Below are 22,461 nucleotides of genomic sequence, written 5' to 3'. Positions count from 1 at the left end.
CTTCCCAGATTAAAAACAGCACTATAAAGACTTCCTCAGGAGATTTCGGCTCCTTTTGTATTGAGTCTTAAATTCTGGAAAATCAACGCTCCAACGATAAACATCAGGATGAGTGCGTCTATTCCGGAATCGAGGGCATATATCATAAGGGAAGAAACAAAGACGAAGGTTTCATGTTCCTTTTCGCTCTCTCTAAGAAAAACACCGAGGAGAAAAGCCTCCAGCACACCCAATATGCCAAAATCCGCCACTGCTTGGCCAAAGAAGAAGTACGTGTAGTGGGTTGATGCACCGAAGAGCTGTGAGACTAGGGCTCTGGGGCCTTCACTGAAGAGAACCGAGCCGTGAAAGTAACCCCAGGGAAGGGAGATGCGAACCAGGTTGTGGAAAACCAGAAACGTAAAGCCAATCCTTACAAGCAGAGCAGAGATGCTCCCACTCATAACGAGCACCATTACAAGGAGTGTCGAGCCAAAAAGTGCAACTCCCCATTTTCTTTTACGTTTCAGAGTGTAATCCAGCAGATACGGAAGGTATCCGAGAAGCAGCAGGGAGCGGAAAGTCCCGAGGAAGTACACAACAGAATAAGCCAAGAGAAAGAGGGTTTTTACCCTGGCGGAAAACTTCGAGTACACCATACCTCCTGCTCCCAGAAGAGCAAAGAGGACGAGGGGGCCAACAAGTTTATACCGGAGTCCCCAGTGGAAAAGAGGCACGCCCACGCTTAAGTAAAAGAGGATAGGGCCGAGAATTGAAAGCAACAGGGCCAAAGTGGAGAACTTTTCAACGACGTCAATCTTGAGATAGTATCCAATTACAGCCACAAATGCAATTAAAAAGGCATCCGGGAAATCATGGATGGAGAGTATAAGGAACAGCGAAATGAGGAAGGATGCCGGGAGCTGAAACCCCGAGAGATATCCCGCAGCGAACGCCATAAAGAAAACCAAAGCAACAACAAATCCTAATAAAACAGTTGAAGGTACAAAACCCCTCTGATAGACAACGGCCCGAAGGTCTTCATCCAGATAATTGGAGTAGAGCGCAAGAAACAGATATCCAAAAAAAGCAAGGCTAAATATTTTTAACCCCCTCACAACACCACCAGTAAAAGCTGATTGCCGAGCTTAAAAATTTTTAGAGGTGTTGGGCAGTGAAGCGGGAGAAGGTTTACCTCTCATTAATTCTGGTTGCATCCTTCGTTGTTAGACTGATCCCGCACAGAAACCTCTTACTGGCGGCCTATGACGAGTACCTTCATAGGGACCTCACCTTGAGGATTGTTGAAGGTGGAATAGGAACAGTTTCCCGGGATCTGCCGTCCCTCCTAGGACTCCGTGCCTACAGTTATCCACCCCTCTTCCACATAATCGGGGCCTTTCTCTACAGAATCTTCCACTCGGACTATTTTTTCCTCGTTATACCCGCTGTTTACGGAACTCTTGCAGTCCTAGGGTTTTACTTCGCCTACAAAGAACTCTTTGAGGACGAAAAAAAGGCACTCCTGGCGACGCTGTTGCTGGCGTTTGCTCCAGATTTCATATATAGAACAAGCCTTTATATACCCGAAAACATGGGATTACTTCTCTTCTCGCTGAGTATGTTTTTTGGTGTGAAGTTCCTCAAAAAGAAGACAATCTCAAGCTTTATCCTCTTTACCGCGACCTTTGGTCTCTACACCATAACCCACAGGGGATGGATATTCTTTGCCTTTGCGGCGGCGATAGTCTTGCTGTCTTATTTGGAGCCTACCATAAAGCGCAACGTCCACTATGTAATCATCTTGGTTCTTGCCGGACTTCTGGCATACTTTGGCCTGCCCCAAGTAAAATCAACTTTTGGAGAACTGTTTTTAAGGCTCCAGAGGAGCGAAGTAAGCTTCCTCGGATATTTCAAGTGGGTTGGAGTCGTCCAGCTTGTCTTCGGGGTTCTCGGAAGTTCCTATTACTTCAAAAAAGGTCCCCTTCAGAGGGGTCTTGTACTGTGGGCCTGGACATTCCTGCTGGCGGGTGGAGTTTCCTTCCGCTTTAGGGATCCCTACGCCACAATTTCTCTCGCGGCAATCACCTCGGAATACCTCATCGATGTGGTTTTCCCCTCAATTGGCCCCATTTTGAAGAGAGCCCTAAACGACGTGCGGGGATTCGGCTCCGCTCTTGTGAAAGCCCTTCCCGAGAAAAGGGCAGTCCAAGTCCTCATAATAGCGGTTTTAATCTTAACCCCCGCATTCCAGGGGGCCTATGGAGCATACCACTACATAGTGATTCCAAGCATAACGGACAAAGAGGCCTATGAGTGGATATCCCAGAATACCCCTGAAAACGCCACGATACTCGTCTGGTGGGATATGGGGTATCTTTTGATTGGAAATACCCACAGAAAGGACGTTGTCGTATGGAAAAAGGTATATCAGGGGTTCTTTGGAGAGGCCCCAACGGTAAAGGAAGCAGGACAGGCGTATACAGATCATGTCATTATGTTCAGCTCCAATCAGAGAAATTTCGTGTATTACCTCATGAAAAAATACAACGTGAGCTACATATTCGTCGACAGACGGCGCTATTCCTACGGGCTGGTACGCTATGGCCTCATGGAATACGCCCCGTATGATACTCACTTCAAGCTGGAGTTCTGCAACGGCGGTTCCGTGATCTACAGGTTCATCCCAGAGCCCAAACTCAGGATGGAACAGCCTCTTCCCATAGAGTATCATGGGAACTACTCTCCTCTGGTGAACTTTTTTGAGAAGTTCTGGACGGGCTACAACTATGCGGACTTCGACACCAGCTACAAGGCCGACTTCAACTTGAACGGGTGGATGGTCGACCTATACTACAACCTGTACAACAAAACCGGAGATGAGAGGTTTAAGGAGAGGGCAGAGTGGCTCCTCAGGTGGCTGGAGTACAAGCAGATGGACAACGGGGCGTTCCCCTGGGGAGTGCCTCCCAACGACTTCACGCTGTACACGGCCTACACACTGGAGCCCATCAAGAAGTTCCAGTTTGGTGGAACCGAAAAAGCACTCAATCTCCTGAAATCCCGGGAAAAAGAAGATTACTTCATGACCACGCCAAAGGACAAATCGGGAAGCTTTGTTGTGAACGCCCTGCTGCTTCCGCTTTACAAGGAACTCGGCATCCTGAATGCAACAACGGAGAAAAACGTTCTTAGAGAGATTTTGGATGAGCAGGGTGAAAAGGGAGACTGGAGGGATAACATCGGCACCACGCTTGCGGTAGCATCTGCTCTGGCAAGGTATTACCAACTCACAGGAAATGAGACGGTGTTAAACTCAGTTAAAAAAGCCGCCGAATGGCTCAAAGACCAGCAGGACGAGGAAGGGAGACTTAAGGTGGAGAAGTATCCCTACGCATACTCGAGGACAAGCTACGTCCAGATCGCTTATATATACCACGTTGCAGGTCTTGAAGAGCAGGCACAGAAAACGCTCGATTTCATCATGAAAACCTTTGACCCAACCAAAGAGGCACACCCGCTTGATGCGGCAGTTTCAATATACCGCTACATGATGTACGCGTACGGAAGCGAGAAAGCCATGGAGTTCCTGAATTCCCTTCTTGAGCAGCATCCTCTTCCAAAGTTCCTTCCGTGACATACGGGCTTTAATGGACATTTTTTCCTCTTTTTTCATCCCTATACACTAAAGAACAGGTCTGGATAGTTAATTTTAAAAGCGGCCAGTTGATATATCACCCGCAGTAATTAATTTGGAGGGATCGCCATGAGCGAATACAGGTTTATAAAGTGGTTTGAGGAACTCAGCAAGGAAGATGTCCCCCTTGTCGGTGGAAAGGGTGCCAACCTTGGTGAACTTACCAGGGCCGGAATCCCCGTCCCGCCCGGATTCTGTGTGACTGCCGAGGCCTACAAGTACTTTGTTGAGAACGTCAAGCTTGAGGACGGTAAGACCCTCCAGGAGTGGATTATGGAGATCATCAGCCAGACCAACGTTGATGACTCCAAGCAGCTCCAGGAGAACACCGCCAAGATCAGGCAGAAGATCATCGAGCTCCCGATGCTCCCGGAGATAGCTGAGGAGATCGAGAGGGCCTACAAGGAGCTCAGCGCCCGCTTTAACAAGGACGCCGTTTACGTCGCCGTCCGCTCATCCGCTACCGCTGAGGACCTTCCGGAGGCTTCCTTCGCCGGTCAGCAGGAGACCTACCTCGACGTCTACGGCGTTGACGACGTCATAGACAAGGTCAAGAAGTGCTGGGCCTCACTCTGGACCGCCAGGGCCACCTTCTACAGGGCCAAGCAGGGCTTCGACCACAGCAAGGTCTACCTCTCAGCCGTCGTCCAGAAGATGGTCAACAGCGAGAAGAGCGGCGTCATGTTCACCGCCAACCCTGTCACCAACAACAGGAACGAGATAATGATCAACGCCAGCTGGGGCCTCGGTGAGGCCGTCGTCAGCGGCAGCGTCACCCCGGACGAGTACATCGTCGAGAAGGGCACCTGGAAGATCAAGGAGAAGTTCATCGCCAAGAAGGAGGTCATGGTCGTCAGGAACCCAGAGACCGGCAAGGGCACCGTCTACGTCAAGGTCGCTGACTACCTCGGCCCGGAGTGGGTTGAGAAGCAGGTCCTCACAGAAGAGCAGATAATCGAGGTCGCCAAGATGGGTGCCAAGATCGAGGAGCACTACGGCTGGCCGCAGGACATCGAGTGGGCCTACGACAAGGACGACGGCAAGCTCTACATCGTCCAGAGCAGGCCGATCACCACCCTCAAGGAAGAGGCCAAGGCAGAGGAGGTCGAGGGCACTGAGGAGGCCGAGGTCATCCTCAAGGGTCTTGGCGCCTCACCGGGCATCGGTGCCGGTAGGGTCGTCGTCATCTTCGACGCCAGCGAGATCGACAAGGTCAAGGAGGGCGATGTCCTCGTCACCACAATGACCAACCCGGACATGGTTCCGGCAATGAAGAGGGCTTCCGCTATCGTCACCGACGAGGGTGGAAGGACTAGCCACGCCGCTATTGTCAGCAGGGAGCTCGGCATCCCAGCAGTCGTCGGTACCAAGGAGGCCACCAAGAAGCTCAAGACCGGCGACTACGTCACCGTTGACGGTACCCGCGGTGTCGTCTACAAGGGCATAGTCAAGAGCCTCGTCGAGAAGAAGGAGGAGAAGGCCGCTGGAGGAGCTAGCGGCCAGGTCGTCGTTGCTGGAGCTCCGCTCATCACCGCGACCAAGGTCAAGGTCAACGTCTCAATGCCTGAGGTCGCTGAGAGGGCTGCCGCCACCGGCGCCGACGGTGTCGGTCTTCTCAGGGCCGAGCACATGATCCTCAGCATCGGCCAGCACCCGATCAAGTTCATCAAGGAGGGCAAGTTCGACGAGCTCGTTGAGAAGCTCGCCGACGGTATCAGGACGGTCGCAGCGGCATTCTACCCGAGGCCGGTCTGGTACAGGACCCTCGATGCCCCGACCAACGAGTTCAAGGAGATGCCCGGTGGAGAGGACGAGCCGGACGAGAGGAACCCGATGCTCGGATGGCGCGGAATCAGGCGCGGTCTCGATCAGCCGGAGCTCCTCAAGGCCGAGTTCACCGCCATCAAGAAGGTCGTCGAGGAGGGCTACAACAACATCGGCGTCATGCTCCCACTCGTCGGCCACCCGGAGCAGATCAGGAAGGCCAAAGAAATAGCTCGCTCAGTCGGCCTTGAGCCGCACAAGGACGTTGAGTGGGGCATCATGATCGAGGTTCCGGCGGCTGCACTCATCATCGAGGACCTCATCAAGGAGGGTATCGACTTCGTCAGCTTCGGTACCAACGACCTCACCCAGTACACCCTCGCCATCGACAGGGACAATGACAGGATCGCTCACCTCTACGACGAGACCCACCCGGCCGTGCTCAAGCTCATCAAGCACGTCATCAAGGTCGCCAAGAAGTACGGCGTCGAGACCAGCATCTGCGGACAGGCCGGCAGTGATCCGAAGATGGCCAGGATCCTCGTTAGGCTCGGCATCGACAGCATCAGCGCCAACCCGGATGCCGTCGAGCTCATCAGGAAGACCGTCGCCCAGGAGGAGCAGAAGATCCTCCTCGAGGCTGCCAGGAAGAGGCTCTTTGAGGAAGAGGACGAGCTGGAGTTCTGAAGTCCTCTCTCCTTTTCTATTCGTTTTTCTCAGATTTGAACTGCAAACCTGGCTCTTTTATCCACGATAAGCCTTTTATACCAACGTTTAGATTTTCATCTGAGCGATCATGCGGAGCGAGAAAGTAGAGAAGATGAGGGAGCAGATACTCAACGGGCCGATAGTTAAAACGCTAATCCTACTAGCCTACCCTCTAATCATCAACCAGCTCGTTCAGGTGCTTTACAACCTCACCGATACATTCTGGCTTGGAAAGCTCGGAAGGCTTGAGCTCTCCGCCCCCGGAACGGCGTGGCCCCTCGTGTGGTTCTTCATGAGCATCGGGATGGGGCTGTTTCATAAATAGTTAAGAGCGTAAAGTTTAAATATTTTTGAGTCATTATTTGTTTTGGTGGAGTCCACTATGAGGCTTTATCGGACAGGGAAAGCCTCAGAACTCTTGGGCATCAGCAAACCAACACTCCTCAGAAAAATCAAAACAGGCGAGATAAAAGCCTACAAAATAGGCAGAGAATACCGCATTCCAGAAAGCGAAATCAAAAGACTTCTTGAGGGTAAAATCTCCGATAAAGTCGTCATTTACGCCAGAGTCTCAAGCAGAGACCAGAAAGAAGACCTCGAAAGACAGGTCGAATACCTCAAAAACTACTGCTCCGCAAAAGGCTACCAAGTAGCCAAAATTCTCACCGACGTATCATCAGGCTTGAACGAGAACAGGAAAGGCCTAAAACAGCTCTTCAAACTTGTCGAGAGCGGAGAGGTAACCAAAGTCGTGATAACTTACAGGGACAGGCTCACCCGCTTTGGCTTCAGATACCTCGAACAATACTTCAACTCTCACGGTGTCGAGATTGAGGTAATCTTTGATGACGAGGAAAAAACACCAGAGAAAGAACTGGTTGAAGACCTTTTAGCTATTGTAACTTCCTTTGCTGGAAAGCTTTATGGTATGCGTTCTCACAAGAAAAAACGCCTCGTTGAGGCGGTAAAGAATGCCCTCAGAGACGATTAAACTCACCGCAAAATTCAAGCTCAAAAACCCGCCAGAGGGGCTAAACGACCTCTTCTCTACTTATCGAGAGATTGTGAACTACCTCATCAGCTATGCTTTCGAGAACCACATTACGAGCTTTTACAGGCTCAAAAAGGAAACATACAAAAGCCTCCGCAAGGAGTATCCAGAACTGCCAAGTCATTACCACTACACGGCCACTCAAATGGCTACAATGATTTACAGGAGTTATCGGAAGAGGAAAAAGAAGGGGAAAGCAAAGGGAAAGCCCGTTTTCAAGAAGGAGGCCATAATGCTCGACGACCACCTTTTCAAGCTCGACCTTGACGCTGGAATAATAAAACTCTCCACCCCGAAAGGGAGGATTGAGCTGGAGTTTTGCTCCGCAAAGTATCACGAGAAGTTTAAGGACTGGAAAATCGGTCAAGCGTGGTTAGTGAGGACTCCAAAAGGCGTTTTCATCAACGTGGTCTTCTCCAGAGAGGTTGAAGTGAGAGAGCCTGAAGCCTTCGTCGGCGTGGACTTGAACGAGAACAACGTTACGCTCAGCCTTCCAAACGGTGAATTCGTTCAGATAATCACCCACGAGAAGGAGATTAGGACTGGCTACTTCGTAAAGCGGAGGAAAATTCAGAAAAAGCTTAGGGCTGGAAAGAAGAGGAAAGAACTTCTCGAAAAGTATGGGCAAAGGGAGAGGAACAGGCGGGACGATTTGTATCACAAATTGGCCAATAAAATCGTTGAGTTGGCCGAGAAATACGGTGGTATCGCTCTGGAGGATTTAACTGAAATCAGGGATTCGATTAGGTATTCTGCTGAAGTGAATGGTAGGCTTCACCGGTGGAGTTTTAGGAAACTCCAGAGCATAATCGAATACAAGGCTAAATTGAAGGGAATAAAAGTTGTTTTCGTTAATCCTGCTTTCACGTCCTCCCTGTGTCCGGTATGTGGGGAGAAACTAAGCCCGAATGGGCACAGGGTTTTGAAGTGCCCCAAGTGTGGTTTTGAGGCCGATAGGGACGTTGTCGGCTCTTGGAATATTCGGTTAAAAGCCCTGAAGATGTGGGGAGTCTCCGTTCCCCCCGAAAGCCCCACGATGAAGACGGGAGTGGGGAAGGTCAGCCGTAGCGATGCTTACGAGCTTTACGCAAATTACGGCTGACCAGAACGGTTTGCAACAGCGGGCTTCGCCTTCGTGAGCCAGTACGTTGGGGCGAAGGACTACGACAAGGCCAACCGCTACGCTGGAGCACTCTACTCCCTCATGCTCCTCTTCGCGACGGCCGTTGGAATCCTCGGTGTTATTCTCGCCCCCTATCTGCTCCGTTTGATGGGCGTAAGCAACACGATATTTCCCTACGCCCTCAGATACACGAGGGTCATCTTTGCGGGCATACCCTTTTCCTTCACGCTCTTCGCCTTCAACTTCCTCCTGAGGGCGGTTGGCGACACGAGGACGCCGGTTAAGATAAACATCGGTACGGTCCTCCTCAACCTCGTCCTTGATCCCTTCTTCATCTTCGGGTGGGGGCCGTTTCCACAGCTTGGCGTCGTTGGTGCGGCCGTTGCGACGATGCTGTCAAACACAACTGGCTCGATAATAGGTGGTTATCTCCTGTTCACGGGCAGAGTGGGAATTCACCTCACACCTGAAACCCTCAAGCCCGACCTCAAATTCTACTCGAGAATATTCCGCGTGGGGCTTCCTTCAAGCGTCGGCTCATCAACCACAGCCCTCGGCTTCGTCATCCTCACAAGGGTAATCTTCACCGTTGGAAGGCTCTACGGAGAAGCACATGGGCTTCCGCACTATGAGGATGTGGCCTTCGCGACGTACAGCATAACCAACAGGCTCACCAACTTCATGTTCGCCTTCTCCGATGGCATAAGCATGGCGATGGGAACTATGGTCGGCCAGAGCATTGGAGCGGGCCTCTATGATAGGGCTAAGAAGATAGCCGAGAAGACTATGCTCATAAACTTCACAATCCTGAGCGTTGGGACAACACTCTTTGCAGTCTTTCGGGTCCCGATATTCCGGTTCTTCATCAACGACCCAGCCATAATAGCTGAGAGCAGGAAGGTAGTTCTCTACTTCTCAGCTTCGCTCCCCTTCTTCGGGATATTCTCCGCTGTAAACAACACCTTCAACAGCGCGGGACACACCAAGAAGAGCATGGTAATTGGGATGATCCGCCTCTGGGGCATAAGGCTCCCCCTCAGCTACAGCCTTGGGGTTCTTATGAGGGACACCGCCGGAATGTGGCTTGGAATGGGCCTCAGCAACGTCCTTGGAGCAGTCATAGCGCTCGCCTGGTTCCTTAGGGGGAGCTGGATGAGGGCGATAATCGAGAGGCACTGATTTCCCATTATGAGTTCTGTCATTCTTCTTCAATTTTCCTGTAACGCTCATTGAGACTAGTACTCAAAATATACCTGTTTCGTTCTCGTGGCCCCAACCGAAAGCTTTATAAACTTTCAAGACATATGTAATATTAAAGTTACATATGGAGAGATGAACCAACATGAGAAAGAAAATATTGGGAATTGGTTTCCTGGTGCTGGCCCTGTTCGGGCTGGTGCTGGGGGGAGTAGCGGCCTACAGAGGCACACCTGGTCCGAACCCGGAAGCAGAGCAGCTCTACCAGAGTAGTTATGCCGATTACTACGCACCGCTAAGCGACGAAGAGGCCAGTGGGTTGATCTACGTGGTCGAGGAGGAGAAGCTTGCGAGGGATGTCTACCTAACGCTCCACAACGAAACAGGTCTCACAGTCTTCGAGAGGATAGCCCAGAGCGAGCAGAGACACATGGATGCCATGCTGTCGCTGATCGAGAAGTACAACCTGACCGCACCGAGCACGCTCGACCAGATTGGCGTCTTTGAGAACCCTGAGCTCCAGGCTCTCTACGACCAGCTGGTCGAGCAGGGAAGCCAGAGCACTATTGATGCACTCAAAGTTGGGGCGCTCATAGAGGAAACCGACATCAAGGACCTTGAGGAGTGGATCGCCAAGACAGACAACGAGGACATAGTAAGGGTTTACAGCAACCTTATGGCCGGAAGCGAGAACCACCTTAGGGCCTTCGTGAGGAACCTTGAAGCACAGGGTGTTGAGTACACCGCCCAGGTGCTTCCACAGGAGCAGGTTGACGAAATACTGGCTGGAGAGGCTAGCCACAGCGGACACGGGAAGATGATGGCAGGAGGAAATCACGACCACATGAAGAACAGTGACAGGATGACAAAGGGACAGAGAGGAAAAATGGACGGAAGGATGAAGGGCAACGGACACGAGAAAGGCACCCACGAACATGGAAAAGGCGGCAACGGTGAAGGGAACAAGCCCATGAGGGGCTACGGCAGAGGGGACTGCCCCATGCAGGCTGATGGAGCCTGAAGCCTCTCTTTATTCCCTTTTGGAGGTGAGAGAAGTGCCACGCGGGTTCGGTCCAATGATTGGCCCGATGCACGGGAGAAGAGGGTTCGGCTGGGGCTGGTGGGGCTTAGGGATATTCGGAATTCTCTTCCTGATGGCGAGATTTGCACTACTCCTACTGCCCCTGCTCCTGTTCGGCGCAATAATCTATGCCCTGCTGAGGAGGTAAGACAATGAGTAAGTCCATAACGACAATCCTGAACTTCATATTAAAGCTCATCAAGGGAACCCAGAGCCCCCAACCCTCACCGGCTATCCACAGAGAGGAGGGCAAAAGAGATGGGGCCTATTGACGCTGGTAGAAATGAGATTGGCCTCGTGGTTGGCCTTATAGTGATCGCCGCGGTGATGGTGGTCGGATACCTTATCGCGAGAGGCTCTTTCAGGGAAGAAGAAATAGAGGAGTGTAATGAAGAATGAGAGTCCCGAGATGGTTTAAGCCAACCCTCGACCTGCTCCTGCTCTTTGATTTTATCTTCGAAGCCCTTTCGGGGATAGCCCTGTACCTCGCCCCAAACGGGCGGATTGCGAGAGAGGAGTTCTGGACTTTCCTAGGCCTCGGCAAAGAGGCATGGGAAGGGCTCCACATATACTTTGGCTTCGCCATGATAGCGCTGGTGGCAGTCCACCTCTTCGTCAACTTCAACCCGATGCTGTGCATGCTGAGAAACATCGTCACCAACAGAAAGGAGCGGAAGGTAAACTGGAGGAGCACAGCTGCCCTAATAGCCCTCTCCGTGCTCTTCGTTGGTGGAGGAATAATCTACGCCGTGATGAGGGGATGAAAATGAAAAGGAACGCGATCTTTGGACTGGTCGGCCTTTTGATTATCCTCGTCGTTGCGAGCGGGTGCATATCGAGCAGCAGCACTCCAAATGAGAATGCCAGTGGAGGGCCCCCGGAGGACAAGGGCTACGGCAAGGGAGTGGGGGAAGACGTGGACGTCTCAACACTGCCCGCCGAGAACCTCAGCCAGGATGAGATGGCGGCAATCCTCTACATGCGCGAAGAGGAGAAGCTCGCGAGGGACGTTTACCTAACGCTCTACAACGAGACGGGATTGACGGTGTTTAGAAACATAGAGAAGAGTGAAGAGACCCACATGGACATGGTGCTGTCCTTAATCGAAAAATACAACCTCACCGACCCGGTTGAGGGACTGGGAATTGGAGAATTCGCGAGCCCTGAAATGGAAAGTCTCTACAACGAGCTCGTTGAGAGGGGGAAGACCAGCAAGCTGGAGGCCCTGAAGGTCGGGGCTTACATAGAGGAGCTGGACATAAAAGACCTCAACGAATGGCTCGAAAAGGTTGACAACCAGGACATAAGGGTGGTCTTTGAAAACCTGAGGAAGGGAAGCGAGAACCACCTCCGCGCCTTTGTGAACAACATTGAGAAGAACGGGGAAAAGTACAGCCCGGTGATACTCAGCGAGGAGGAGTATTCCGAGATAGTCGGTCCCAACTAACGGAAAGCTTTTATCTACTCTCTCCCTTTTCTTTTCTGTAAGGTGTTGATTGCATACGCAGTCCAAAAGTGATGGACATGGTACGGAGCGTTGACGAACTCGTGGCCCTCGGAGAGGCCCTCGGCAATCCAGTGAGGGTTAGAATACTTAAACTCCTCTGCCAGAAGGAGTGGTACGTCTACGAGCTGGCCAAGGAGCTGGGAATCTCAAGGCAGCTCCTCTATCTCCACCTCAAGAAGCTCGAAAAGGCCGGCCTCGTCGAGAGCGAGCTACGCCTTGAGCCAGACGACCCGAGGGCCAAGAAGTACTACCGCGCAAAGCAGTTTAGAGTGGTTATAGACACCGAAACGATAAAGAGCCTGGAGGAATGAAACATGCCGTGGGGAGGTGAGCACGTGTCAACTCCAAGTGGGTGGATAAGCATAATCCTCGGCCTGATACTCCTGGTGGTGTTCATATTCGTGTTCTACCAGATGAACAAGACGCTGAACGAGATGAAGCTTGAGCTGGAGAAGCTCAGGAACACCCTTGAGGAGACCAAGAAGAACACCGAAGAAGTGAGGAAAAAGCTCGAGGAGGTCTGATCACCTTCCCAGAGCTTTCAACTCGTTTTTGAGGAGGTCCAGATTGAGGGTTAGGTGTACTGCTATCAGGGCCAGCATTATCAGGCCGTAGCGGGCCTTAAGTTTCAGAACATCGAGCTGCCTCATCCCAAGGAAGCTTCCACTTTTTGTCGCTATAAACTGCCCCGCGGTGAGGATCAGCGCCCCCACATAGACGGCAAGCAGTATCGTGGAGAGAACGGCTTTTGTCTTGACCTTCTGTGTTGGGTTCATTCGCATCACCTTGTAACGAAAAGACCGCCGACCATATAACCCTTTCCATTAACTTTTTATATCCCCGCTTCGATGCCCGTCTTACTGTGGTAGGAATGGAGCGCGGAAAGATTCAGGCGATGAGGCAGGAAATTCTCAACGGGCCGATAGAGAAGACCCTACTCAAGTTAGCCTACCCTCTAATCGTCAGCAACCTCGTGCAGGTTCTCTACAACATAACCGACACCTTCTGGCTCGGCAAGCTTGGCAGGGAGGCCTTGGCCGCTCCGGGAACGAGCTGGCCGATAATAGGAACCCTTATGGCCCTCGGCATGGGGTTTGCCACCGCAGGCTTCGCCTTTGTGGGGCAGTACATCGGTGCTGGGAACTACGAGAGGGCCAACCGCTCAGCTGGAGCGCTCTACTCCCTCATGCTCTTCTTCTCAACGGCAACAGCTTTAATAAGCCTTGCCGTCCTGCCCTACGCGCTCCACTTCATGAAAGTGACCCCAAACGTTTATCCCTATGCCAAGGCCTACGCCACAGTCGTTTTTGCGGGTGTTCCTTTCTCCTTCACGTTCATGGCGTTCTCCGCTCTAATGAGGGCCTCTGGGGACACAAAAACGCCCGTGAAGATAAGCATGCTCACAGTTGCCATGAACATCATGCTCGACCCTCTCCTGATCTTCGGAATTGGACCCTTCCCCGAGTGGGGCGTTGCTGGGGCGGCCATAGCAACTGTTCTCTCAAACGCCACCGGAGCCCTCATAGGTGCTCGTCTCTTAACGAGCGGAAGGGCCGGCCTTCACCTTACGAGGGAAACGCTCAGGCCAGATATGGAGTTCTACTCAAGGATTTTCCGCGTTGGCCTTCCCTCAGCCGTCGGTCAGTCCGCCAACAGCTTTGGCTTCGTTGTTTTGACGAGGATAATCTACGGATACGGAGATGTAACCTACGCGGCCTACACAATAACCACCCGCCTCGTGAACTTCATAACGAGCATAGCCCGCGGTGTCAGCATGGCTATGGGAACGATGATAGCCCAGAACATCGGGGCGGAGAGATACGAGAGGGCCAAGAGAATAGCAGAGAGGGCAATGGTGATCAACTTCTTCATAGCCTCTTCGGCGATCCTGATAATCGGACTCTTTAGGGTTCCCGTCTTCAAGGTCTTCCTCGACGACCCGAAGGTTATAGCCCAGAGTGAGTACGTGCTCAAGTACTTCCTGATATCCGTTCCGTTCTTCAACGGAATCTTCGTTGTCGTGACGAGGACTTTTAGCTCAGCTGGACACACCAAGAAGAGTATGGTTCTCAGCATGCTCCGCCTCTGGGGCTTCAGGATACCCCTGAGCTACGTCTTCGGCTACGTCGCGGCGGTAACGGTTTTTGGACTTAGAATACCTCTCGCGGAGCTCTTCGGGATGAGCCCCAAGGGAGTGTTCTTCGGAATGGGTATGAGCAACTTTTTAGCGGCGATGGTGGCCTTACTATGGTTCAGTAGGGGCACGTGGATGAAAAGGATAATAGAAGAATAAGCTCAAATCTTAAACCTCATGACTAGCTGTTTGAGCTCTTCGATAACCTTTTCAAAGTCAGCTATAGCTGCGTTGACCTCCTCAAGGGCGGAGGTCTGCTCTTCAGCGGCGGCGCTGACCTGCTCCGCGGCTGCGGTTGTCTCCTCGGCACTGGCCGCTAGGTTCTCGAGGAAGTGCAGGCCTTCTTCGATCTTTTCACCCTCTTCAAGAACTTTGTTCTTAAGCTCGTTGGCTTTCATCTCCATTTCCTGCATAAGCTCTGCGATATGAGTTAAGTAGGACACGCTCTCCTTGAGAATTTCAGTTGACTTAGAGACAGTATCGGCGCTCTTCTCTGTAACCTCAACACTCTGCTGTATCTGCTCCATTATCTTGCTCACGATATTTCGTATGTCATCTGCGGCCTTCTTACTTTCCTCGGCCAGGTTTCTGATCTCATCGGCGACTACTGCAAAGCCCTTTCCGGCCTCTCCAGCCCTAGCCGCTTCAATCGCCGCGTTAAGAGCCAGAAGATTCGTCTGCTCAGCAATGCCGGTTATGACGTTGGTTATGTTGGTTATGTTTTTGCCCATCTCTGCTACTCCCTTGACAGTTTCCTGGATCTTAAGCATCATGCTCTGGATCTCCTCGATCTGCCTGATTGCCTCCTCGCCCTTCTCGCCACCCTCGCGCGCCAGGCCTACAGCTTCGCTCATTGAGTTTTCAAAGTCTTCCATGGTGCTTATGGTTTCCTTTCCAATGTCGTCTATATAGCGCATTGTCTCTGTCATCTGGTTTATGTTTTCCTGCTCGCGCTGTGCTTCGATGCTAACCTGGTTGATGGCCTCCGCTACCTGCTGAATAGCTTCACTGACTTGTTCAATGTTTTCCTTTATGAGATGGCTACGCTCCTCGACGACCTTTGTGGCCTGCTGTATTTCATCAACCATATTGCGAAGGCTTTTGCGCATCTTTTCTATAGCTTTGCGGATCTTGCCCAGATGCCCACTGAGAGCAGTGTCTTCAACGGAAAGGTCGCCCTCTGCTATCCTGTCAAGGATCCCGACTATTGCATCGATCTGCCGTTCTATCTCCTCTTTGTATCTAAGAACGTCCGAGGGCATCTCTTCACGTTTCTGAAGATCCTTCGTTAGAACCAGGGATATTGCAATGCCGATGAGTCCCCCCACAACTCCCCCAAGGATCCCTGCAAATGTCATTGGGACAAGTGTAAGCAGGAAAACAACAGCTGAGGAGAGTGTCAGTTGAACTTTCGGTTCCATGAAGCACCACCATTTAGCTTTAACATGGATCTTCTATTTAAGATTTTTTATCGGATGTAAGTAATAATTCAACTATAAGCAGTAATAGTAACTACCTACATAAAAACATACACACTTGGCTGTCAGTGAATATCGGAACTTTATGTCAACTTTTTCGTTGAAGTCTCATCCCTTGAGACAAACAGATGATCATCAAAACCACCAACTCCACTTTGAAGGTATCAGCATCGGAATGTTAATAAGACCCCACTCCAAGTGAACCCGGGTGAAGTCCATGAAGAGGGACGAGCGCTGGGAAGGCGTGTACTCTTTTGAGGACAGCCCGTTCATAATGGAGATTCTCACGGAGTTGAGGGACGAAAACACTGGCCCGATAGCGTTCAGAAAGGGCCTCGTCAAACTTGGACGTTACATGGCATACGAAATAACCAAGACTATGGCGACGGAAAAGGTTCTCATCAGAACGCCGCTGGAAGAAACAGAGGGCATAATTGTGAAGGACCGCAGAAACGTCGTGATAATTACCGTTCTTAGGGCCGCGATTCCATTAATGGAGGGACTCATTAAAGTTTTCGAACACGCCAGGGTTGGAATAGTCTCCGCATCCAGGGGAAAAGCGCCAAAGTTTGAAATTGAGATGAAGTACGTCAAAGTGCCCAGGATAAAGGCGGAAGACACCGTCATAATAGCCGACCCGATGATAGCAACTGGCTCAACGCTCATCAAAGTCTTAGGTGAGGTTAAAAAGTACGGGAAAGCCAAGCGCTACGTCATAGTCGGCGTTCTAGCAGCTCCAGAGGGAATAACCCGGATAAAAGAAGCCCACCCGGATGTCGAAATGTTCGTGGCGGCAATAGATAGAGAGCTCAACGACAAGGGCTACATCCTCCCTGGCCTAGGAGACGCTGGTGATAGAGCGTTCGGAGAACCGGTAAAGGTTTGAAGATGGAGCCCCGGGCGGGATTTGAACCCGCGACCTGCGGATTACAAGTCCGCCGCCCCGCCAGGCTAGGCTACCGGGGCACGGGATAAGAGTTGAATGAGCAGTTATAAATTTTTCTTTTCTCAAAACCGCAAAATTTATAAATCAACCTCTCATTCCCTACATTGGGTCGAGCCGCCGTAGCTTAGTTGGTAGAGCGCCGGACTGTTAATCCGGCGGTCCCCGGTTCGAATCCGGGCGGCGGCGCCATCAGGTGGGCCCGTAGCTCAGCCTGGTCAGAGCGCGCGGCTCATAACCGCGTGGTCGGGGGTTCAAAGCCCCCCGGGCCCACCACAGAAACTTTTCTGACGAAAAGTTTCATCAAAGGTGGAATGTCATTTTATGTGTCCTGCTTTTTAGGTGATTCTCCATCAATGGGGCAATTTTCAAGGGGTTTACTCACAATATAACGTCCGAAGGACGTTAAAAAGGAAGGAAAACCCGCATTACTCTGCTCGTTCACCAGGAGAATCCATTTTACTAGCCACTCCTCGAGGACATTCAAACTTTTGGTGAAGCTTTTTCTAAAAGCTTCCTGCGCGAAGTTTGATCAATGCTCGTGGTTCCTTCTAAAATTGCTCTACTACGAGGATTTTCAAGATACACAAGCTAGCATTAGTGAATTCCCTAAGTTTCAGCCTGCTGAAAAGGAGTTTTCTCACTTTGACGCCCTATGGGCGTCGATTAAAAAGCAAACTCACAAAGAGAGAGCAAATTAAAAATAGAATTCACAACCCAAGACAGCATTCAAAAAGAAAATCCCCTCAAAATGTCATGCCAAGCAAGAACCACAAACTTTGATGAAACTTTGCTTGCAAAGTTTCAGCGCTGGCGGAAAAGGAGTATGCTTTTTAAAACAGGCTAATTTTATGAGGGTTTACTTCAGTTGACTAATTCAAAGGATTTTCTTACTGTATAGTGCCAGAAGGGCACTAAAAAAGAAGTTAAAATCGCTCAGATACAGTGTTGGATTTAATAATAAACCCGCTTGCTTTCTGGACGAGCATACACTCCCCAATAAGCAAAGTTTGAGAAGAAGGGCAATTTTTGGTCAAGCTTTTTCCAAAAGCTTGCTGAAAAGTTTCATCAAGGAGCGAATGTCCTTTTGAGTGTCCTGTTTTTTCAGTGATTCTTATCATCAATTGGCAATTTTCAAGGGTTTTACTCACAGTATAAAGCCTAAAGGGCGTTAAAAAGGAAGAAACCCTTATTCATCTGCAAGTTTGTCATGAGAATCCCAATTCTCAGCCAATTCACAGAGACATTCAACCTTTTGGTGAAGCTTTTCCTAAAAGCTTCAGCGCCGCTTTCACTGTCGTTCAAGCGTCCTTGACGGATGGCGGAAGAAGAGTATGCAATTCTAACAAGCTTTACCTTAAAGGGTATTTACAAGTCCCTAAGGAAAATGAAAAGGATTGGGCCAAAAGAGAAAAGCTCAGTAGTCTATCTCTCCCTTCTCCTTCAGCTCCCTGTACATCCTCCAGGTAATTACGGGCTTCTTTGCGGCCAAAACGTCATCAACTCTCTTCACGGCGGTGTTATGGGGTGCGCTTGTGACGACTTCCGGATTACTGTATGCCTCCTCGCTGATCCTCTTGAGGGCCTCAACATATGCATCAAGCTCCTCCTTGCTAACCGTTTCCGTAGGTTCAATCATAAGTGCCTCATGGACTATCAGCGGGAAGTAGATGGTCGGGGCGTGCATACCGAAGTCGAGTAATCTCTTCGCAACGTCAAGAGCCTTAACGCCCGTCTCCTTCTTCATAGGCTCGGCTGAAAAGACAGTTTCGTGTTTTCTAAGTTCTTTACCAGGAAGTTCATACCCGCGAGTTCCCTTGAGCTTCTGGGTTATGTAGTTGGCGTTGAGAACTGAAACTTCACTGACCTCCCTAAGGCCATCTCTCCCCATTATCTTGAGGTAGGTCAAGGCCCTAACAATAACCGCGAAATTGCCGTACAGCTCCTTAACCTTGCCTATGCTCTTCGGCACGTTGTAGTCGAGGTAATAGCGATCGTTCTCTTCGTCGTAGCTTACGAGCGGAACCGGAAGGTAGTCCTTCAGGAAGTCCTTTACGCCGACCGGGCCGCTTCCCGGGCCGCCGCCACCGTGGGGTGTTGAAAAAGTCTTATGGAGGTTGAGGTGAACAACGTCGAAACCCATGTCTCCGGGTCTTATCTTTCCAAGGACGGCGTTGAGGTTAGCACCATCGTAGTAGAGCAGGCCCCCCGCTTTGTGTATTATCTTTGCTATCTCAAGTATCTCGTCCTCAAAGATACCCAGGGTGTTTGGGTTCGTTAGCATTAGACCTGCCGTCCTCTCGCTCACCGCGTTCTCAAGCGCCTCAAGATCAACTGTGCCGTTCTCGTTAGAGGGTATTTCTATCACCTTGAAGCCCGCCATGGCAGCGCTTGCAGGGTTTGTTCCGTGAGCAGAGTCCGGAACGAGCATTTCAGTCCTCTGGGTCTCCCCGCGGTCGAGGTGGTAGGCGCGGATTATGGAAACGCCGGTGAACTCGCCGTTAGCCCCAGCGGCGGGCTGGAGGGTGAAGCGATCCATTCCGGTAATTTCTTTCAGCCACTGCTCCAGCTCCCACATTATCTTGAGTGCACCCTGGACGGTTCTTTCGTCCTGGTATGGATGGATATAAGCAACGCCCGGGTGGGATGCAACCTCCTCATTGATCTTAGGATTGTACTTCATCGTACAGGAACCGAGCGGATAAATGCCGGAATCGACGCCGTAGTTCATCTCACTCAGCCGGGTATAATGTTTAACTACCTCTGGCTCACTCAGCTCGGGAAGGTTTAGCGGGCTCTTTCTCCTCAGCTTCTCAGGAATCTCAACATCAACGTCCTCAATCGGCTTGGGAAGGATGTATCCAATCCTTCCAGGGCGTGAGAGTTCAAATATGGTGGGTTCGCCCCATTTTGCCTGCTGGAACATTTTCATCACCTCACAGCTCCGCCTCTCCGATTATCTCTGAGAGCATCAACGAGGCCCTCAATCCACTCCTTCCTTGTGGTCTCTGTGGCGGCGAAGAGTGCCGTCTCCCCAAGCTCCGGGAAGTGCTTTCCGAGGTAGTAACCGCCGTGGATGTTCCTCTCAAGAAGCCTCTCGTGGATTACACTGTACGGAATCTCAAACTTGACCGGCACGTCCTTGAAGTTGATTCCATCAAAGACGATCTCTCCGACCTCAGCTAGGCGCTTCTTGAGGTAAGCAGTGTTCTTGAGAATTACCTCGCCAAGTTCCTTAACACCCTTCGGGCCAAGCGTGGCGAGGTGTATGGCTGCCGCAACGGCAACGAGGGCCTCGTTAGAACAGATATTTGAGGTTGCTTTGGCGCGCCTTATGTGCTGCTCCCTCGTCTGGAGCGTCATCACGAATGCCCTCTTTCCATCCGCGTCCTTGGTCATACCTATTATCCTTCCTGGCATCTGCCTTATCAGCTTCCTATCGTTCTTGACCGCAAAGATTCCGGCTCTCGGACCACCGAAGTTCATCGGGCTTCCGAAGTAGGCGGCTTCACCGACAACGATATCGGCTCCGAGTTCTCCCGGTGCTTCCACTATCCCAAGGATCGTTGGGTCAACGCCGACAATGAAGAGCGCACCTGCCTCGTGGGCTATCTCACCAATTTCCCTTATGTTTTCCTCAAGCAGGCCGAAGAAGTTCGGTATCTCTACGTAAACGCCTGCAGCACCCTCAACCGCTTCTTTAAGTTTCTCTATGTCCATCTGACCCCTCTCATCCCAGGGGACTTCGACTATCTCGAGGGCCGGGCCAGCTGTGTAGGTCTTGAGAACGAGCTTCTTCTCGGGGCTGAGGTGCTTTGGGACAACGAACTTGTTTCTCTTTGTCACGCGGGCTGACATTAAGGCAGCTTCCGCCATTGCCGTTCCCCAGTCGTACATCGAGGAGTTGACGATGGGAAGGCCGACTAGCTCGGCTATGAGGCTCTGGTACTCAAAGAGCGCCTGAAGCATGCCCTGGCTTATCTCCGGCTGGTATGGGGTGTAAGCCGTCAAAAACTCGCTCCTCTCGATGAGGTACTTCACGTGGGCCGGGACGTAGTGGAAGTATGTTCCTGCTCCAAGGAAGCTCGGCATCTCGAGAACTGTCCTGTTTTTGCTTAGCGTTTCGTTGAGCTCTGTAAAAACCTCATACTCACTCTTTCCTTCGGGAAGGTTGAACTCCTTGACCATTCCTTTTGGGACGTCCAAGAACAGATCTTCAATCGAGGAAAAGCCGATTTCCTTCAGCATCTCCTCTTTGTGGGCCGAGTTTGGAATGTAGTGTTTGCCCATACTTACCACCTTCTGAGCTTTTAGATGCTCATCGGGAGTTGGTTCAGAGTAATATATGCTTTGTGGCCTGATGGACTGAATTAGAGGTATGGACATAAATGAACGTTGATAATATCAAACCCGTCCAAGCTCAGCTATAAACGTTCTAGGAGAGTTAACTTTTAAAGCGGCCAAGCCCTCTAAAATGCCATGAATAGAAGAGAGTCTATCACAGTTTTGATCTTCCTCTCGCTGATGAGCCAAATCCTCTCCATGGGATGCCTTGGAACTCCCGAAGAGGTTAGTTCCATCAAGACAGGATTAACAGAGTGGGTACCCGACGGCAAAATAAGCAACGGCGAATACACAGTAGAAAAGGATCTCGGTGAAATGTCCCTTCACTTCCGCGTTGAGAACGACATACTCTACGTTGGAATTTCCGCTGAAACTCACGGGTGGGTTGCAATTGGCTTTGGCGGCGGGCCGGGAATGAAGAACACCGACATAGTAATAGCCTACGTTCTTCCCAACGGGACTGTTGAAATCAGCGATTCGTACTCCGCCGGCTTCTCTGGACCGCATAATCCCGACACTTTTCTGGGAGGATACGACGACATACTGTCTTACAGTGGACGCGAGGACGAGAACGGAACCGTTGTGGAGTTCTCAAGGCCGTTGAATACTGGTGACAAGTACGACTATCCAATCCCCACTGGAAAGTCGTTTAGGGTCATCTGGGCTTACGGACCCACAGATGACTTTCAATCGATGCACATAAAAGCAGGCCACGTTTACGTAACGCTGGAGGGGGAGAAATGATAATCGCCTTCGACTTCGACGGGACTCTCGCCGATACGTACTCATGCATCGAAGAGGCGTTCAGGCATGCTCTGGAAAAGCACTACCGCTGGCTCCCAGGAAAATCCCTCTGGGCAAAGCTACTCACCAAAATAGAGCTCCAGTTCGAGCGGCCAACCTTTGGGAAACACAAGAAGAAGAGCAAGCCACCATTCTTCCTAAGGACGAAGTTCTTTGAGAGGTGGTTCGAGGAGAGAGCCAAACTGAGCAGACCAATTGACGACGCACCGGCGCTTTTGAAGAAGCTCAAGGAACAGGGCCACACTGTAATCTCCTTCTCGGCTGAAGACTTCATTGACGGAATGAAGGTCAGAAGGCTGAAGGCAATGGGTATCTACGACCTCTTTGACGACATTATAGTCTTCGGTCACGACATGACGATAGACGAGGCGTTCAGGCTTGTCCGCAAGAAGTACGGGGACGAGGTCTTCATATGGGTTGACGACAAGCCCTGGCGATTCATAGGCCATGGGGATGAGAACACCGAGTACGTCTGGTACTACTTCCCATTTACCGCCAAATTTGTGGAGAAAAAGAGGGAGGTGCTGGCGTTGATCCCGCACCTCCACGTGATAAGGGACCTTTGGAGTCTGTTCGATGTGATTGAAAACGTCAAGAGACGGAGAGAGAATGCCAAAGAAAAAGCATAAAGTATTTTATTCTCTTTCTCCT

20 protein-coding genes, 3 tRNA genes and 2 pseudogenes are annotated in these 22,461 nt (G+C 51.1%); 19 read left to right on the top strand and 6 right to left on the bottom strand.

Annotated elements, in window-relative coordinates; translation table 11 throughout:
• Positions 1-35: 35 nt before the first annotated feature.
• Complete coding sequence (locus tag A0127_RS08340; protein WP_062390275.1) at positions 36-1,097, bottom strand: hypothetical protein; 1,062 nt, start codon at positions 1,095-1,097, stop codon at positions 36-38.
• A 56-nt stretch (positions 1,098-1,153) separates the two neighbouring features.
• On the opposite strand from A0127_RS08340, the gene A0127_RS08335 reads away from it, so the two are divergent.
• The 13 genes and pseudogenes from A0127_RS08335 (at position 1,154) to A0127_RS08285 (ending at position 12,631) form a co-directional block, all read left to right on the top strand.
• The gene (locus A0127_RS08335) at positions 1,154-3,616 is read left to right on the top strand and encodes a glycosyltransferase family 39 protein (RefSeq protein WP_062390273.1); all 2,463 of its coding nucleotides are present in this window, start codon (positions 1,154-1,156) and stop codon (positions 3,614-3,616) included.
• A gap of 129 nt (positions 3,617-3,745) precedes the next feature.
• Entirely contained in the window at positions 3,746-6,127 is a 2,382-nt protein-coding gene (ppsA, locus tag A0127_RS08330) for a phosphoenolpyruvate synthase (protein ID WP_062390271.1), read from the top strand.
• Between the two features lie 109 nt (positions 6,128-6,236).
• A pseudogene (locus A0127_RS08325) lies at positions 6,237-6,458 on the top strand (MATE family efflux transporter); the annotation flags it as partial.
• 72 nt (positions 6,459-6,530) lie between these two features.
• Complete coding sequence (locus A0127_RS08320; protein WP_062390267.1) at positions 6,531-7,139, top strand: IS607 family transposase; 609 nt, start codon at positions 6,531-6,533, stop codon at positions 7,137-7,139.
• Entirely contained in the window at positions 7,120-8,301 is a 1,182-nt protein-coding gene (locus A0127_RS08315) for an RNA-guided endonuclease InsQ/TnpB family protein (protein WP_062390265.1), read from the top strand. The genes A0127_RS08320 and A0127_RS08315 overlap by 20 nt, the downstream gene beginning before the upstream one ends.
• Positions 8,302-8,310: 9 nt before the next feature.
• Positions 8,311-9,501 (top strand): annotated as a pseudogene (locus A0127_RS08310) (MATE family efflux transporter); the annotation flags it as partial.
• A gap of 163 nt (positions 9,502-9,664) precedes the next feature.
• Positions 9,665-10,540, top strand: coding sequence for a DUF2202 domain-containing protein (locus A0127_RS08305; RefSeq protein ID WP_062390263.1), 876 nt, complete (start codon positions 9,665-9,667; stop codon positions 10,538-10,540).
• Positions 10,541-10,574: 34 nt separating this feature from the next.
• On the top strand, positions 10,575-10,748 hold the full coding sequence (locus A0127_RS10620) for a hypothetical protein (RefSeq protein WP_197463576.1): 174 nt from the start codon (positions 10,575-10,577) through the stop codon (positions 10,746-10,748).
• 110 nt (positions 10,749-10,858) lie between these two features.
• On the top strand, positions 10,859-10,999 hold the full coding sequence (locus A0127_RS10515) for a hypothetical protein (RefSeq protein WP_156471185.1): 141 nt from the start codon (positions 10,859-10,861) through the stop codon (positions 10,997-10,999).
• The gene (locus tag A0127_RS08300; protein ID WP_062390261.1) at positions 10,996-11,364 is read left to right on the top strand and encodes a DUF4405 domain-containing protein; all 369 of its coding nucleotides are present in this window, start codon (positions 10,996-10,998) and stop codon (positions 11,362-11,364) included. The genes A0127_RS10515 and A0127_RS08300 overlap by 4 nt, the downstream gene beginning before the upstream one ends.
• Positions 11,361-12,047 carry a DUF2202 domain-containing protein gene (locus A0127_RS08295; protein ID WP_331710443.1) on the top strand — a complete coding sequence of 229 codons (687 nt, stop codon included), beginning with the start codon at positions 11,361-11,363 and terminating at the stop codon, positions 12,045-12,047. Before A0127_RS08300 ends, A0127_RS08295 begins: the two co-directional genes overlap by 4 nt.
• A gap of 77 nt (positions 12,048-12,124) precedes the next feature.
• Positions 12,125-12,418 carry an ArsR/SmtB family transcription factor gene (locus A0127_RS08290; protein ID WP_054841629.1) on the top strand — a complete coding sequence of 98 codons (294 nt, stop codon included), beginning with the start codon at positions 12,125-12,127 and terminating at the stop codon, positions 12,416-12,418.
• A gap of 3 nt (positions 12,419-12,421) precedes the next feature.
• On the top strand, positions 12,422-12,631 hold the full coding sequence (locus tag A0127_RS08285; protein WP_197463575.1) for a hypothetical protein: 210 nt from the start codon (positions 12,422-12,424) through the stop codon (positions 12,629-12,631).
• Here A0127_RS08285 and A0127_RS08280 read toward each other — a convergent pair whose 3' ends face one another.
• Positions 12,632-12,892, bottom strand: a complete 261-nt coding sequence (locus A0127_RS08280; RefSeq protein WP_394347082.1) for a hypothetical protein — start codon at positions 12,890-12,892, stop codon at positions 12,632-12,634.
• An 86-nt stretch (positions 12,893-12,978) separates the two neighbouring features.
• On the opposite strand from A0127_RS08280, the gene A0127_RS08275 reads away from it, so the two are divergent.
• Positions 12,979-14,400 carry an MATE family efflux transporter gene (locus tag A0127_RS08275; RefSeq protein WP_062390255.1) on the top strand — a complete coding sequence of 474 codons (1,422 nt, stop codon included), beginning with the start codon at positions 12,979-12,981 and terminating at the stop codon, positions 14,398-14,400.
• Between the two features lie 2 nt (positions 14,401-14,402).
• On the opposite strand, the gene A0127_RS08270 is transcribed toward A0127_RS08275, so the two are convergent.
• The gene (locus A0127_RS08270; protein ID WP_062390254.1) at positions 14,403-15,662 is read right to left on the bottom strand and encodes a methyl-accepting chemotaxis protein; all 1,260 of its coding nucleotides are present in this window, start codon (positions 15,660-15,662) and stop codon (positions 14,403-14,405) included.
• Positions 15,663-15,936: 274 nt separating this feature from the next.
• Here A0127_RS08270 and upp point away from each other — a divergent pair, with 274 nt between their 5' ends.
• Positions 15,937-16,605: a uracil phosphoribosyltransferase gene (gene upp / locus A0127_RS08265; protein WP_062390252.1), complete on the top strand. Its 669-nt coding sequence runs from the start codon at positions 15,937-15,939 to the stop codon at positions 16,603-16,605.
• A 3-nt stretch (positions 16,606-16,608) separates the two neighbouring features.
• Here upp and A0127_RS08260 read toward each other — a convergent pair.
• Positions 16,609-16,685: transfer RNA gene (locus A0127_RS08260), tRNA-Thr, on the bottom strand.
• A 93-nt stretch (positions 16,686-16,778) separates the two neighbouring features.
• Here A0127_RS08260 and A0127_RS08255 point away from each other — a divergent pair.
• Positions 16,779-16,854, top strand: a tRNA-Asn gene (locus tag A0127_RS08255).
• A gap of 6 nt (positions 16,855-16,860) precedes the next feature.
• Positions 16,861-16,938, top strand: a tRNA-Ile gene (locus A0127_RS08250).
• A 1,141-nt stretch (positions 16,939-18,079) separates the two neighbouring features.
• Here the strand turns inward: A0127_RS08250 and gcvPB are convergent.
• Both gcvPB and gcvPA read right to left on the bottom strand, forming a co-directional pair.
• A complete protein-coding gene (gene gcvPB / locus A0127_RS08240; protein WP_062390250.1) occupies positions 18,080-19,588 on the bottom strand; it encodes an aminomethyl-transferring glycine dehydrogenase subunit GcvPB in 1,509 nt (502 codons plus the stop codon).
• Positions 19,589-19,593: 5 nt separating this feature from the next.
• Positions 19,594-20,952: an aminomethyl-transferring glycine dehydrogenase subunit GcvPA gene (gcvPA, locus tag A0127_RS08235; protein WP_062390248.1), complete on the bottom strand. Its 1,359-nt coding sequence runs from the start codon at positions 20,950-20,952 to the stop codon at positions 19,594-19,596.
• A gap of 189 nt (positions 20,953-21,141) precedes the next feature.
• Here gcvPA and A0127_RS08230 point away from each other — a divergent pair, with 189 nt between their 5' ends.
• Complete coding sequence (locus A0127_RS08230) at positions 21,142-21,750, top strand: DOMON domain-containing protein (RefSeq protein WP_082781412.1); 609 nt, start codon at positions 21,142-21,144, stop codon at positions 21,748-21,750.
• On the top strand, positions 21,747-22,439 hold the full coding sequence (locus tag A0127_RS08225) for an HAD family hydrolase (protein WP_062390244.1): 693 nt from the start codon (positions 21,747-21,749) through the stop codon (positions 22,437-22,439). The genes A0127_RS08230 and A0127_RS08225 overlap by 4 nt, the downstream gene beginning before the upstream one ends.
• Positions 22,440-22,461: the final 22 nt, after the last annotated feature.

The organism is Thermococcus peptonophilus (assembly GCF_001592435.1).
Classification (GTDB): Archaea; Methanobacteriota_B; Thermococci; order Thermococcales; family Thermococcaceae; genus Thermococcus; species Thermococcus peptonophilus.
The sequence above is the reverse complement of the archived record's forward strand: the minus strand, read 5'-3'. Positions and strand labels throughout refer to the sequence as shown.